We start from the raw sequence: 15,240 nt of genomic DNA on the forward strand, positions 1-15,240 counted from the left end.
ATGAATTGCGGTTCTAGATACATTACATTGAGGCTTCGTTTAACCGAATTAGATTATCATAAACAATAAACTAATTTTCTCTTGTTAACATCAAGGACTTTTACGTAGCAAAAAGAAAGACGAGCAAACTCCCGATTGCTCGACTTTTTTAAATAATTTCTATACGGCTGTAGTTACTTAGCTGGCAGCGATCCAAAATCAAATTGTTTAAGCCATTCTCGAAATGCGCCACCCTGTATTGGATGGCGTATCCCATAAGTCACGAATGCCTGTAGATAACCAAGCTTCTCACCGCAGTTAAACGACTCGCCAACCAATCCAGTGGCCTCGACCGTCTGATACTTCAGTAATTCGGCTATAGCGTCCGTCAGCTGAATACGCCCCCAGGCGCCCGGCTCGGTTTTTTCCAGAATGGGCCAGATAGCGTCTGACAGTACATAGCGCCCAACAGCTGAATAGTTGGATTTTAGTTGAACACCGCTGTCCGGTTTTTCGATAATCGCGGTAATGGGTGAAGACTCACCTTGCCGCAACGCATTGTTCTGGCACTCCACAACGGAGTAATTGCGCAAAATGCGCTCATCCACAGGCTGTATCAGCACCTGGCTCAATCCCGTCTCTTCGAAACGAGAAATGAGGTGCGGCAGGTTATCTTTTCTAAGATCAGCTTTAGCATCGTCAAGCAACACATCTGGCAACAGCACCACGAAAGGAGAGTCTCCGATCAGTGGTTTAGCACAAAGCACTGCATGACCCAGCCCTTTAGGTTGCCCTTGCCGAATATGCATCAACGTTACGCCTTTCGGCGTTATCGATTGGACTTCATCCAACAACTGGCGCTTAACGCGTGCCTCGAGCATCGCTTCCAATTCAAAGGACGTATCGAAATGGTTTTCTATTGCATTTTTAGATGAATGCGTAACCAGAATGATCTCTTTGATGCCTGCCGCTACGCACTCATTAACAATATATTGAATCAAAGGCTTATCGACGATCGGCAACATCTCTTTAGGAATCGCTTTGGTCGCCGGTAGCATATGCATGCCAAGGCCAGCGACAGGAATGACAGCTTTCAACTTCGTCATGCTCGTCCTCTTCAATCTTGTGAACGTACTCAGCCACAATGTTAGTTGTTATTCAAGGCCTGCTTCAACCATCGCGAGAAATCTTCACCTTCTGTGGCATGGCGCAGACCGTATTGCACAAAGGCCTTCATATAACCGAGTTTATCGCCGCAGTCGTGTGATTTACCGCTCATATGGAAGGCTTCCACTATTTGCTCATCCATCAGCATGGCGATAGCATCGGTCAATTGGATCTCATCGCCGGCGCCAGGCGGCGTCTTCTCGAGCAGCGGCCAAATAGCGGCGGAAAGCACGTAGCGCCCCACAACCGCCAAGTTAGAAGGCGCTTCCTCACGCGAGGGTTTTTCAACCACTGCCGACATCGGCGCACTTTCGCCTGCAGCCAGTGCTACTCCCGCACAATCCACTACGCCATATTTTGACACATCCTGCTCTGGCACCGGTTCAACCATGATTTGGCTGCACCCTGTCGCCTCAAAACGCTGGATCATTTTAGCCAGGTTTTCTTTACGCAGATCCGCGGTGGCGTCATCCAGCAACACATCCGGCAACAAGACGACAAAAGGGGAATCCCCTACCATGGGTTTCGCGCACAATACCGCATGCCCGAGCCCTTTCGCTTGCCCCTGGCGCACCTGCATCACAGTCACATCCGGCGGACAAATGTTTTGCACTTCGTCCAGTAGCTGGCGTTTTACACGCGCTTCCAGCACGGCTTCCAATTCGAAAGAAGTGTCAAAATGGTTTTCAATCGCATTCTTGGACGAATGAGTGACCAATACGATGTCTTTGATACCAGCGGCAACACACTCGCTGACAATGTATTGGATAAGTGGCTTATCGACCACCGGCAACATTTCTTTAGGGATCGCCTTGGTGGCCGGCAACATCCGAGTTCCTAAACCCGCCACTGGGATCACAGCTTTCAGTCTTTTCTGCATTTCCACTTCCACAAGCAATTAACTGATTTATATAGTATAAACAACGAATTTTAGGCAAAATATGGCAGCGCAAACAATTCGATCAGACACGCTACCGCCCTTGGCTTATAGCTGCCAAAACGCTGTTATGAAAATTCCTGTACACAATCCAATGAACGCTAAGCACACTTCTGTACATGACAAAGAGCGCGCATCACACGTTGGTATTTCGCAGCTTGAAGAACAACGAGAATCTATGCCCTTATAACCAAAAAACGCGAGTTATCTTCGCTTATATGGCTAAGATTCTTATACTATTGACTTGCTGATACAAGCCTTAGATACCCGTGGCTAGGTGTTTTCAGAATAAGACTACTAACTCGCTGGAGCCGTGCAAATAATAGCATAAGAATCCTATTTCAATACGTTGATATCATTGATATTTAAAGCGTGTGTCTTTTATGAACAGCTTAGTTAGCATTCTCATACAGCGTTTCTCCATGATGCCAAGTACACCTGAATGAGCTTTGAATTATTGGTTTTTTTCTACCGAAATAACCTGTTTTCATCCATCTCCCCGGATTAGAGTTGAATTTTACCGCCTCAGCGCCCATCATTCCCGTGCGGCATAAGCCGTAGAACTTACAGGTGAAATTGGGCGTATGGAATGGATCGCTGATCCAACAATTTGGGCCGGCCTGGCCACATTGGTCGTGCTGGAAATCGTTCTGGGTATAGACAACCTTGTCTTCATCGCCATTCTGGCGGATAAACTACCAAAACAACAAAGAGATAAGGCTCGTGTCGTCGGTCTGTTGCTGGCGCTGGTGATGCGTCTGGCGTTGCTCGCCTCCATCTCGTGGCTGGCGACGCTGACCAAACCGATGTTCATCGTCGCAGAACACCCCTTCAGCGGCCGCGATCTGATCATGCTGGTCGGCGGGATATTCCTGCTGTTCAAAGCCACCATGGAGCTGAACGAGCGGCTGGAGGGCAAGGATGAAGAACAGCATGGCACACGCAAAGGCGCGCGCTTCTGGCCGGTGGTGGCGCAGATCGTGGTGCTGGATGCCGTCTTCTCGCTCGACTCGGTGATCACCGCGGTCGGCATGGTCGACCACCTGGCGGTGATGATGATCGCGGTCTGTATCGCCATCGGCCTGATGCTGCTGGCCAGCAAGCCGCTGACGCGCTTCGTCAACGCTCACCCGACTATCGTCATTCTGTGCCTGAGCTTCCTGCTGATGATCGGTTTCAGCCTGGTGGCGGAGGGCTTCGGCTACCACATTCCGAAAGGCTATCTCTACGCGGCGATCGGCTTCTCGGTGATGATCGAAGCATTGAACCAACTGGCGCAATTCAACCGCCGTCGTTTCCTGTCGAAGGTGCGGCCGCTGCGCGAGCGTACCGCCGAGGCGGTGCTACGCATGCTGAGCGGCAAACATGAAGAAGCCGAGGTCGACAGTCATTCCGCCAATCTGCTGGCCGACAGCGACAGCGAAAACGGCGAGATCTTCAATCAGCAAGAGCGGCGCATGATCGAACGCGTGCTGGGTATGGCGCAGCGCACGGTCAGCAGCATCATGACCTCGCGTCACGACGTCGAATACCTTGAGCTGAACGATCCGCAGGAGAAGCTGACGCAATTGCTGGAGCGCAATCAACACACGCGCATCGTGGTGGTAGAAAGCAGCGCCAGCGATGAGCCGTTGGGCGTTATTCACACTATCGACGTCCTCAAACAGCAGCTGGCGCAGGCGCCGCTGGATCTGCGCGCGCTGATACGCCAACCGTTGATCTTCCCGGAACAGCTCACGCTGTTGAGCGCCCTTGAGCAATTCCGCCAGGCACAGACGCACTTTGCCTTTGTGGTCGATGAGTTCGGTTCCGTCGAAGGCATCGTCACCCTGACGGACGTGATGGAAACCATCGCCGGCAACTTGCCGGAGGCCGGCGAAGAGGTGGATGCACGCCACGACATTCAGCAAAACGAGGACGGCAGCTGGATCGCCAACGGCTATATGCCGCTGGAAGATCTGGTGTTGTACCTGCCGATGCCGCTGGAAGAAAAGCGCGAATACCACACGCTGGCGGGGCTGCTGATGGAACACAGCCAGCGCGTGCCGCAAGAAGGCGAACAAATCACGATCGGTGACTACCTGTTCGAGCCGTTGGAGGTCAACAGCCACCGTATCCTGAAAGTGAAAATCACCCCGCCTCCCCCACCGGAGGACTACGAGGTTTAACATTGAGGCCGGGTATTGCCCGGCCTTGGTTTTACTGGGGAACCAGCAACTCCGTCGCCACGATCACCACCACCAGCCCGACAATCACCGGCACCGAAGTGCGCTTCACCACGTCGAACGGTGAGATTTTCGCCATGCCGGAGACCGCCACCACCACGCCGGAGACCGGCGACAGCGTGCGGCCGAGGTTAGACGCCTGCAGCATCGGGATCACCAGATAAGCCGGGTTAACGCCCATTTGCGCCGCCAGTTTCGGGATCAGTTCGACAAACGCATAGAACGGCGCATTGCCGGAGCCGGTGGTCATGGCCGCCAGCATGGTGATCACCACCAGCACCAACATCATGATCAAACCGCCGGTGCCGAACGACTGCGCCAGCCCGATCAACCCGCTGATAAAGCCGACGGTGCTCAACCCTTGCGCGAAGACCCCGGCGGCCACCAACAGCATGACCACGCTGGAGAATGCGTCCGCCATGCCGCGATAAGCCACTTCCAGGCCGCTGAATACCTGTTTCGCGCTGAAACTGCGCACGAACTCAATCAATGCCGCCAACAGTATGCAACCCACCAACACGGTAATGATGTGCAGCTCCGGTCCCCATTTGCCGTCGAAAATCAGCACGCCGAGGATCGGTGTAAACGGCAATATCGCGTAAAATCCCGGCGCATGGGTTTTGATTTCGCTGACGTCCATGATGTGATGCTGTTCATTGCTCTTTCTGTCGAGATAACGCTGCCAGAAAAAATGCGCCACAGCCATGCAGACAATGGCGGCAATCGAGATAGGCAGCGTGGTTTTGAACGCGAAGTCCACCAGCGGCATCTCCGCCGCTTTGGCCGCCAGCACCACGTCGCCGGAGGTCGGTGCCAGAATAATCGCCGCCGGCGAAGCGCAAATGGCAGCCGCCGCGCCGCGGCTGATGCCCACGTTCACCATCAACGGGAACAGCGTCGCCATCAGCAGCACGCCGAGGCCAGTGGCGGAAGAGACCGCCAGCGACATCAGGCAAGCGACAAAATACGCCGCCACCATCAGCAGATAAGGCGAATTGATCATCTGCAGCGGACGCGAAGCCAGCTTGACGACCACGTCGTTGGCGCCGATATGCGTCATGTAGGCGGCAAAGCCGCACAGCATCATGATCATCATGCCGAGATCGCCGCCGCGGCTCATCAGCAAAATCTTGACGTATTCGATCATGTCGGTCGCGCGCCAGCCGGTTGAGGCGGCGCCGGACGGCAACAGCGTTTTCCCCATCAGGGCGCTGATGCCGAGCAGCAGCAGCCCTCCCACCAACAAGACGCCGGTAGCGGAATATCCCTTGATAATGTAACGGCCCACACAGGCAGCAACGGTAATCCCAATAGCGAGCTCAATCATAAGTAACCCCGGAGAGAATAGACCAATATAGACTATGGAAACTGAACGCCTTAATCGTGATACAAATCAAACAAAATAGGAAATCTCTCAATTAATTGATTACACCTTGAACAACAAGAATAATCTAATAATAACGCCATCTCTTTTTATAAAAACAATTCAGTAACACCTTGAAAAAACATTTAACAACTTGTGATTTACAAGCTTTTATCAGATGCTACTATCGCAGATGACCGTCATCTGACAGTGTTTTTTATGGGTGGACATATGAACAGAAGAGATTTGGTAAAAACTATTATAGCAAGCACTTCAGGTATTTTAGTAGGAAAATCTTATGCTGAAGATAATGTCAGAAGTATTATATCCAGCAGCACAGAACAAGATCTATCTTCAAGTAACAGTTTATCTGTCCTCTCATCAAAACTATCCGGCTACGATGGTGCCAAGTATATAGGCCGCTGCCCCGACATTGATACATTAAGAAAAATAACCCCTCAATTTCCTGGGCAAAAAATTGATGTGGTTAGCTTTTACTCAACTAATGACATTAAATCGACAGGAGGGGGGGAGTTTTATTCTGCTCGATCAAAAGACCTAAAAGAAAAAAATGGCATTGTTGTTAGGGTTGATGAAAGCTGGTGTTGGATACGAGTTGACTCCGTATCGACAAATATTTGGCCAATTGAATGGCTAGGTGTCAGGGTCGGTTCAGCTCAGTACGGCGAGGACAACTCAAATATTCTCCAAGAGTCAATGGTAAATAACTACCGAGTTGAATTAGTTTTTCCGAGCGGCGTCACTTACCTCAAGCCAGGAATATTGCGGATACCTGGTAATTGGGCAGGAGTTCTGAGAGGGAGCAATACAAGAAACTGTATAATATCGCCAAGCGAAGACCCTAAAAATCCCGACACGATACTTTTAGAATATAATCATGAAAAAATATTCAGCTGGGGATTAAGAATAGAAAATATTTCGTTCGATGGTAATAACTATACGTTGAGCGCCCTACGTATTAATAATGTCGGATATATTTATACCAATAATCTACAGATCTACTCTTTTCATGGTTGCAATCTTTGGTTGGATAAAGTACAAGACTCTGTTTTTGAAGCAACTAATATTCAAGATGGAGGTTATTCTAACGGTGATGCTAGCGATAATTCGCAAACAACACATCCTGCATTATTATTAACGAGCACAATAAAAAATGATGCATGCAACATGATAAGATTTAATAACTGTCAAATAGAAAATAATAAGTGTAGTCCTTATGTTCGCATTAAAAGTGGAATTGGCCTCATGTTCACCCAAACACATGCTGAGGTTAGAAACCCAAATCAATGGGGGAAAAGAGACTTTTTAGAGGTTGATAGTGCTGATGTACAAATAATCGAGCACGCAGGTTCTCGTTTCAGAAATGCAGTATTAATTAAAGGATATGGCGCAACCACGATAAGCGGAGGGCGTGCATTAGGTGGTGATATTAAGACCATAGCGGAGGGGAAAAGAGGTGCTATTTCTTTATCCAATTGCCGCACAGGAAATATATTAATTTCAGCCTACGGTGGAAATCACCAGTTTTCAAACGTCTACGCAGCTGATGTCATATTAAATAAAACTGCGGGCTCTATAAGATGGTTTGGTGGCGCGATAGGTCAATTGTCAGTAAATGGCTCGGTCAATCCATCTCTTGGGGTTCATTTTGATGGTGTTATCGCATCTAAAGACGTTTATTTCAATGATAAACTCAATAACAGAAATTTATCTCATTCATTTATAAATAGTACTGTACTAGGGAGTGTGATTTTTAACTGCATTAATGGCGTATATTACGCAAACAATGTTGTAGGGAAAGAGTCAATAGGAGCAGAACAGAAAATTTCAATCCCAAGCAATGTGCGAACAATTTACAGTAATGCGGTGCCTACATCTGGTAGTTACAATCAAGGAGATAGAGTCATAAATAATCTCCCCATAGCTGGTAGCTGGGATGGTTGGAGATGCGTAGAATCAGGCTCTCCAGGTGTATGGAAAGGTTACGGAAAAATCGCCGATTAATTCCACTCATGTTAGATCAAGGGGGCAAAGCCCCCTTGATGTTATTCAAAGCTTGTCGAGCAGCTTTTTCAGATCCTGACCTTCGCGCGAATCCTTGTTCTTTTCAGCCCATTTGTTCAGCGCATCTTTAGCCCGATCCTGCAGCGTTTTACGCAACACCTGATCGACCTGCAGTTGATAGTTGAGCTGTTGCCACGGCCCATAGACCCGCAGCGGGATCGGCGTTTTTTGCAGTTGCTCGATCAGCTCGCCTCGCCCTTGCCATCCGCCGGTGACGCGCACGTTAAGCGCCATATCGCACTGTTTGCCCGGCATATCGATGCTGCCGGCGCCGGTCAGCGCCAGCAAAGGAGAATCCGCCGTCAGACCGCTGAGCTTGATCGTGCCCTGATTCAGACTGGCCTGCGCCGAGACGTTTTTGACCTCGGTATAACGCTGATAGCTGTCTTGCCCGCGCACGCTGTTATCGTTGCGCGCCACAGCCTGCTGGATCAGCTGCTGAATGTTCAGGCCATGCAGTTGCGCATCCTGCATCGCCAGCTGCGCCGTACCGCGCCAGCGGCGCTCAAATGACTGTGAAGAGAGGCGATCGCCGGTCAAATCCCCTTTCATGCTGAATTTGCCGGTCAACATCTGCGGCATGTCGAAGGCTTTGAGCACCGTGCCCAGTTCAACCTGGTTCAGCGCCGGCTGCACGCTGATCACCGGTTTATTGCCGCGCGCGTCCAGCGAGCCCGGCAAGGAGAAATCACCGCCGGCCAATTGTCCGGCGAGTTTATGCAGCGTCAGCAGTCCGCGTTGGTTGTCCGCCACGACGGCCAACTGAGTGACGTTCATACCGCGATAGGTCAACTGCGCGGCCTGCAGATTCAACTGCGCATTGAAATCGCGCAGCGCCTCTAAATTCTGCTGCCGATCGTCAACCTGGCTGGCGATCACCGGCGCGGAAGTCACAGCGGGTTGTTCGGCGGTATTGGTGCTGGATTGCCATCCGGAGAGCGCATCGAGATCGAGGTTAGCCGAATTGAGGTTCACCACATAGCCGGGCACCGCCCCCAGCGTGGCGCTGATATCGCCGGTCAATTGGCTGTTATTGGCACTGACGCTCAGCTGGCTGACGGCAATCTGCGCCGGCGTCTGCTGATAGACCACCTGCGCATTGCCCTCTCCCTGAATACCGCCGTTCGGAATATCCGCACCCGCCAGTTGATAATTGAACTGGGTGACTTTGGCGCCAATCTGGCGAGGGAACTGCTGCAAGTCGACATCGGCCGCCATGCTGAAGGTCAGGTCGCGCTGATCGCGATTGACCCGGCTGGAAAGTTCCAGCTGCGCCTGTCGCGTCTGCGTTTGTTGCAGGGTGAGATTGATATCCCGGACATTAATTTGCTCATTGTCGGCGCGCTGCCAAATCAGCAGACTGTCCACGACCCGCAGATTATCGATATCGAACTTCCAGGCCGCATCTGCCGCGTCTGTGCCAGTGCCGGCCGGCGCGATCGGGGCATCCATCTGCGAATGCTCTTCGCTATCGGGTGTGAGGAGAATGACGGCGTTTTTCAGCATCACCTGTTTCACAAACAGCTGATGCGACAGCAGAGGCAACAGTTTGACATCGAGGCGCATATTTTCCGCGCTCACTACCGGCGCTTTCGCGCCCGGCGCGGTCAGCGTCATGCGCCCGGCCAAAATGCTGAGCTGCGGCCAGATATGCCAGCGCAGGTCGCCTTCGAGCGTCAGCTGATAGCCGCTCTTCTGCTCGACCTTTTTGACCATGTAACCGCGAAAATCATTCGGATTGACCAGCAGTACCAGCGCGGACATCCCCGCCACCACAACCACCAGTAAAATCGCCAATGTCGTCAGTAATCTTCTCATGCCACCCTCTTGTCAGCGCCACACCGACGGTGCATCCCGCGCCGTTAGTCCTTGTCGATTCGACTGGCTACTGCGCCCTGCTGATCGCGATATTTTGCGTCCTGCCGGCTGTTGTATGGCCGGGCCGCCGGGCCGGACAACGGTTCAAAGCTCAAGGCCCCGATCAGCATGCCCGGCCGCAGCGCCAGCGGCAGCTTGCCGGAGTTGTAAAATTCCAGCACGATGCGTCCGTGCCAGCCCGGATCGATACGGTGCGCAGTGACGTGCACCATCAACCCGAGGCGCGCCAGAGAAGAACGGCCATCGAGCCAACCCACCAGATCGTCCGGCAGCGTCACGGATTCGAACGTCACCGCCAGGGCCAGCTCGCCGGGATGAAGGAAAAACGCCTCGCCTTCCGGCAGGACAATCTCGTCGCTCATCACGCGATCCAACGCAGCGCTGACTTCGTCTTTCGGCCCGCTCAGATCGATAAAAGGCGCGGTATGGCCGCTGAACACGCGGAACTGGTTGCCCAAACGGACATCTACTGTGGCCCCGTTGATGCGTTCGAGCGGCGGACGCGGGGAAATCACCAGTTTCTCGCTATCCAGCCAGGCTTCTATATCGCGGTCGCACAGTCTCATGTCTCTCTTCTCCATCAAAACGCGTAACTAAACAAAAATTGCCACACAACGGGCGAAAGGTCTACGCCGGGGTGCAAATAGTTGGCCACCGGCCGGAAATACACATTCCCGGCCATTAAACGGCATTATTCAAAGAATTGGCTGATTTTGGCTTTCAGAATATCGATCGCGATGCGGTTTTTGCCGCCGCGCGGGACGATGATATCGGCGTATTGTTTGGAAGGTTCGATAAACTGCAGGAACATCGGGCGCACGGTCTTCTGGTATTGCGCCATCACCGAATCCATCGAGCGGCCGCGCTCGTTGACATCGCGCTTCATGCGGCGCATCAGGCAGATATCCAGCGGCGTGTCGACGAAGATCGAGAAATTCATCTCCTGGCGCAAGCGGATATCCGTCAGCAGCAAGATCCCTTCCAGAATAATGACTTTTTTAGGTTTCAGGTGGACGGTTTCTTTCTTGCGCGTGTGCTCGGTGTAGCTGTACAGCGGCAGTTCGATCGCTTTGCCGGCCTTCAGCATCTGCAAATGCTGGAACAGCAGGTTGTGATCCATGGCGCTCGGGTGGTCATAGTTGGTTTTGACCCGTTCTTCCATGGTCAGGTGACTCTGGTCTTTATAGTAACTGTCTTCTGGAATAACGCCGATGTGCTCATCGCCGACCTGCTCGCGGAGTTCGCGGTACAACGTGCTGGCAATAAGGCTTTTTCCGGAGGCAGATGCGCCAGCTATACCAATAATGACGCACTGATGCGGATTGTCAGTCATAAAATTAAAGACCTGATTTCGTAATGTGAAGGGAGGGAACTAAAACGCGACAATTATAGGGAGTCGTCGGGGTTTGCGCCACTGTATATTGCGCGACGGCGGGCGAATTCAGGCTATCGCGCCGTACCGGCGATATGACATTTTAAGAATCTCACGGCTAGGGCAATGCCCCGCAACAGGTTACACTCCTGCGCTGACTTAGGGACCCCGTAGTCTTTCATCGGAGAGTGATGTGCTGGATTGGTATTTTTTGACTTTTTTCGGCGACAGTATGCTGCTGCTGCCCTGCGCGCTGATTCTGTTTTTGTTGCTGATCGTGTTTCCCGCCACTCGCGCGGCAGGCTGGCAATGGGCGCTGATCTTCGGTTTCACCGGCGGGCTGGTCTGCCTGTCCAAGTTGGCCTTTATGGGCTGGGGCATTGGTAGCGCAAGTTATGACTTCACTGGATTCAGCGGCCATTCGGCCCTCGCCGCGAGCATCTGGCCGCCGCTGCTTTGGGCTTTAACCGGTCGATTTTCCCATCCGGTGCGCAGCATCGCGTTGTTGACCGGGTGGATATTGCCTTTCACCATCGGCGTGTCGCGCCTGGAAATCCGCGTGCATTCGGTATCCGAGGTCATCAGCGGGCTGATTTTAGGCTACCTGGCCAGTGCGCTGTTTTTATGGCTGCAGCGAGGGAAAGCGCGACCACAGCTTGCCTGGTCGCATTTGGCCATTGCGCTGGCCTTGCCGTTGGCGCTGATGGGGCAGCGGCAGCCGGCCCCCACCCAGGGATTGCTGGAACATATCGCCAAAACGCTGGCGCAGATCGAACGCCCTTATATCCGTGCCGACCTGCACAAGCCTACCCGTACCCCATAAAAAACCCGGCGTTTAAGCCGGGTTCTTGCATTGCGATAGGCTGATTACAGCGCGCGGAACGCAATCTCCGTCGGGATCGCCTCGCCCTGCCAATACATCTGCGCAGCCACGCGGCCGGCCAATTGACGATACATGTCGGCGAATTCGCTCTCCGGGCGGCTGATCACCGTCGGCGTACCGCGATCCAGATCTTCACGCAGCGAGATATGCAGCGGCATCTGCCCCAGCAGACGGCTGTTATATTTCTGCACCAGCTTCTCGGCGCCGCCGGTACCGAAGATCGGCTCATGGTGGCCGCAGTTGCTGCAGATATGCACGCTCATGTTCTCGACAATGCCCAGTACCGGCACATGCACTTTCTCGAACATTACGATGCCTTTGGCGGCATCCAACAAGGCGATATCCTGCGGCGTGGTGACCACCAGCGCGCCGGTCACCGGAATGTTCTGCGACAGCGTCAGTTGGATGTCACCGGTGCCCGGCGGCATGTCCAGCACCAGGTAATCCAGATCCGGCCACAGCGTATCCTGCAGCAGCTGCATCAACGCCTTGCTGGCCATCGGGCCGCGCCACACCATGGCGTTGTCGTCGGTCACCAGATAACCGATGGAGTTGGTCGCCAGCCCGTGCGCCATGATCGGCGCCATATGCTGACCGTCCGGCGAGGTCGGCCGCTCGTGTTCGGTGCCCAGCATATTGGGGATCGACGGGCCGTAAATGTCGGCGTCCAGAATGCCGACCTTGGCCCCTTCGGCGGCCAGCGCCAGCGCCAGGTTGACGGCGGTGCTGGATTTCCCCACTCCGCCTTTGCCGGAGCTGACGGCGATGATGTTGCGCACGCCTTTGATCCCGGCCTGCGCGTTGGCGCGCTTCAGCGTCGTGATATCGTGTTTCAGCTTCCAATCGATGGCGCCGGCGCCGGTCACGCGCAGCAGCTCAGGGCCGACGCTCGCCTGCAGCGCTTCAAAGCCGCTCTGCCAGGCAAAGGGCATCGTCAGTTCGATATGCAGTACATCGTCCAGCAACGCGCAGTGATGGATAGCCTTCAATGCGGTCAGGTTGTTTTTCAACGTCGGGTGTTCAAAGGCGGCCAGTACACCGGTCACCAGGGCGCGCAGAACTTCGGGGTTGGTCTGCTCAGGGGATTTTGCGTTCATCCCGGCTCCTTGATTTTGAATGGGTAGCTTCCGGCTAAGCATACCAGAACTGCGCGGCGGCTGGCGCGTATAACCTGTAAGAAACCGCCCTAGCAGCGAAGGGCGCGATCGGTTAACATCGAAGGCCCTTTTATTCATTACAGAAAGCAAGTTCTCACTATGGCTCAAGTCGCGAAAAAATTATTGGTGACGTGCGCGCTACCGTACGCAAATGGTTCCATCCATCTCGGCCACATGCTCGAGCACATCCAGGCGGATATCTGGGTGCGTTACCAACGAATGCGCGGCCACGAAGTGCATTTCATCTGCGCGGACGACGCGCACGGCACGCCGATCATGCTGAAAGCGCAGCAACTGGGCGTTAAACCGGAAGAAATGATCGCGGAGATGAGCCAGGAGCACCAACAGGATTTCGCCGGCTTTGGCATCAGCTATGACAACTATCATTCGACCCATAGCGATGAAAACCGTGAGCTGTCCACCCTGATTTACAGCCGCTTGAAAGAAAACGGGTTTATCAAGAACCGCACCATTTCTCAGCTGTACGATCCAGAGAAAGGCATGTTCCTGCCGGATCGTTTCGTGAAAGGCACCTGCCCGAAATGCAAATCGCCAGACCAGTACGGCGACAACTGCGAAGTGTGCGGCGCCACCTACAGCCCGACGGAACTGATCGATCCGAAGTCCGTGGTTTCCGGCGCGACGCCGGTGATGCGCGACTCCGAGCACTTCTTCTTCGACCTGCCGGCCTTCAGCGAAATGCTGCAGGCGTGGACGCGCTCCGGCGCGCTGCAGGAGCAGGTAGCGAACAAGATGCAGGAGTGGTTCGAATCCGGCCTGCAGCAGTGGGACATCTCCCGCGATGCGCCTTACTTCGGCTTCGAAATCCCGGATGCGCCGGGCAAATACTTCTACGTCTGGCTGGACGCGCCGATCGGCTACATGGGCTCCTTCAAGAACCTGTGCGACAAGCGCGGCGATCTGGACTTCGACGAGTTCTGGCGCAAAGACTCCACCACCGAGCTGTACCACTTTATCGGCAAGGACATCGTCTACTTCCACAGCCTGTTCTGGCCGGCGATGCTGGAAGGCAGCCAGTTCCGCAAACCGAGCAACCTGTTCGTGCACGGTTACGTGACGGTGAACGGCGCCAAGATGTCCAAGTCGCGCGGCACCTTCATCAAGGCCGGCACCTACCTGCAGCACCTCGACGCCGACTGCCTGCGCTATTACTACGCCGCCAAGCTCTCTTCACGCATTGACGACATCGATCTCAATCTGGAAGACTTCGTGCAGCGCGTCAACGCCGACATCGTCAACAAGGTGGTGAACCTGGCTTCGCGCAACGCCGGCTTTATCAACAAGCGCTTCGGCGGCAAGCTGGCCGACACCCTGGCCGATCCGGCGCTGTACCAGACCTTCGTCGACGCGGCACAGAGCATCGCCGAAGCCTACGCCGCCCGCGAGTTCAGCCGCGCAATCCGCGAAATCATGGCGCTGGCCGATCTGGCCAACCGCTATGTGGATGAGCAGGCGCCGTGGGTGGTGGCGAAGGAAGAAGGCCGCGACGCCGATCTGCAGGCCATCTGCTCGATGGGCATCAACCTGTTCCGCGTGCTGATGACTTACCTTAAGCCGGTGCTGCCTTCGCTGACCGAACGCGCCGAAGCGTTCCTCAACGCCGAGCTGAGCTGGGACGCGATCCCGCAGCCGCTGCTGGGCCATCAGGTGAACGCGTTCAAAGCGCTGTTCAACCGCATCGATCTGGACAAGGTCAACGAGATGGTCAGCGCCTCGAAAGAAGACATGGCCGCCGCCAAGCCGGTGACCGGCCCGCTGGCTGACGATCCGATCCAGGAAACCATCACCTTCGACGACTTCGCCAAGGTCGACATGCGTATCGCCCTGATCAAGAGCGCCGACTTTGTCGAGGGCTCCGACAAGCTGCTGAAGCTGCAGCTGGATCTGGGCGGCGAATCGCGCCAAATCTTCTCCGGCATTCGCTCCGCTTACCCGGACCCGAAAGCGCTGGAAGGCCGTCTGACCATCATGGTCGCCAACCTGGCGCCGCGTAAAATGCGCTTCGGCGTGTCAGAAGGCATGGTGATGGCGGCAGGCCCTGGCGGGAAAGAGATCTTCCTGCTGAGCCCGGACAGCGGCGCGCAGCCTGGCATGCAGGTCAAGTAATCGCGCAGATGCGCGGCATAGGGAGGGTCGAGCTTGCTCGGCCCTTTTTTTTTTTATTGCCCCAACC

11 protein-coding genes are annotated in these 15,240 nt (G+C 54.1%); 4 read left to right on the top strand and 7 right to left on the bottom strand.

Annotated features, from left to right (window positions below):
• Nucleotides 1-173: 173 nt before the first annotated feature.
• Together ACUTQY_RS09025 and galU are read right to left on the bottom strand one after the other, a co-directional pair.
• Nucleotides 174-1,085, bottom strand: a complete 912-nt coding sequence (locus ACUTQY_RS09025; protein WP_046686713.1) for a sugar phosphate nucleotidyltransferase — start codon at nucleotides 1,083-1,085, stop codon at nucleotides 174-176.
• Between the two features lie 41 nt (nucleotides 1,086-1,126).
• On the bottom strand, nucleotides 1,127-2,026 hold the full coding sequence (gene galU, locus ACUTQY_RS09030) for a UTP--glucose-1-phosphate uridylyltransferase GalU (protein ID WP_046686712.1): 900 nt from the start codon (nucleotides 2,024-2,026) through the stop codon (nucleotides 1,127-1,129).
• A 641-nt stretch (nucleotides 2,027-2,667) separates the two neighbouring features.
• Here galU and ACUTQY_RS09035 point away from each other — a divergent pair.
• Entirely contained in the window at nucleotides 2,668-4,251 is a 1,584-nt protein-coding gene (locus tag ACUTQY_RS09035) for a TerC family protein (RefSeq protein ID WP_046686711.1), read from the top strand.
• A gap of 31 nt (nucleotides 4,252-4,282) precedes the next feature.
• Here ACUTQY_RS09035 and dcuC read toward each other — a convergent pair whose 3' ends face one another.
• On the bottom strand, nucleotides 4,283-5,635 hold the full coding sequence (gene dcuC / locus ACUTQY_RS09040) for an anaerobic C4-dicarboxylate transporter DcuC (protein ID WP_046686710.1): 1,353 nt from the start codon (nucleotides 5,633-5,635) through the stop codon (nucleotides 4,283-4,285).
• 267 nt (nucleotides 5,636-5,902) lie between these two features.
• Between dcuC and ACUTQY_RS09045 the strand changes: the two genes are divergently transcribed.
• Complete coding sequence (locus tag ACUTQY_RS09045; protein ID WP_071845079.1) at nucleotides 5,903-7,696, top strand: hypothetical protein; 1,794 nt, start codon at nucleotides 5,903-5,905, stop codon at nucleotides 7,694-7,696.
• Between the two features lie 45 nt (nucleotides 7,697-7,741).
• Here ACUTQY_RS09045 and asmA read toward each other — a convergent pair whose 3' ends face one another.
• The 3 genes from asmA to udk all read right to left on the bottom strand — a co-directional run bounded on the left by asmA (nucleotide 7,742) and on the right by udk (nucleotide 10,967).
• On the bottom strand, nucleotides 7,742-9,574 hold the full coding sequence (gene asmA, locus ACUTQY_RS09050) for an outer membrane assembly protein AsmA (protein WP_046686709.1): 1,833 nt from the start codon (nucleotides 9,572-9,574) through the stop codon (nucleotides 7,742-7,744).
• 44 nt (nucleotides 9,575-9,618) lie between these two features.
• Entirely contained in the window at nucleotides 9,619-10,200 is a 582-nt protein-coding gene (dcd, locus tag ACUTQY_RS09055) for a dCTP deaminase (protein WP_019454407.1), read from the bottom strand.
• 125 nt (nucleotides 10,201-10,325) lie between these two features.
• Entirely contained in the window at nucleotides 10,326-10,967 is a 642-nt protein-coding gene (udk, locus tag ACUTQY_RS09060; RefSeq protein ID WP_033642454.1) for a uridine kinase, read from the bottom strand.
• A 232-nt stretch (nucleotides 10,968-11,199) separates the two neighbouring features.
• Between udk and ACUTQY_RS09065 the strand changes: the two genes are divergently transcribed.
• Nucleotides 11,200-11,829 carry a phosphatase PAP2 family protein gene (locus tag ACUTQY_RS09065; RefSeq protein ID WP_033642453.1) on the top strand — a complete coding sequence of 210 codons (630 nt, stop codon included), beginning with the start codon at nucleotides 11,200-11,202 and terminating at the stop codon, nucleotides 11,827-11,829.
• 44 nt (nucleotides 11,830-11,873) lie between these two features.
• Here the strand turns inward: ACUTQY_RS09065 and apbC are convergent, their stop codons facing one another.
• The gene (gene apbC, locus ACUTQY_RS09070; RefSeq protein WP_128868851.1) at nucleotides 11,874-12,986 is read right to left on the bottom strand and encodes an iron-sulfur cluster carrier protein ApbC; all 1,113 of its coding nucleotides are present in this window, start codon (nucleotides 12,984-12,986) and stop codon (nucleotides 11,874-11,876) included.
• 159 nt (nucleotides 12,987-13,145) lie between these two features.
• Between apbC and metG the strand changes: the two genes are divergently transcribed.
• Complete coding sequence (gene metG / locus ACUTQY_RS09075) at nucleotides 13,146-15,173, top strand: methionine--tRNA ligase (protein ID WP_046686707.1); 2,028 nt, start codon at nucleotides 13,146-13,148, stop codon at nucleotides 15,171-15,173.
• Nucleotides 15,174-15,240: the final 67 nt, after the last annotated feature.

This window comes from Serratia sp. TSA_130.1, from assembly GCF_052691795.1.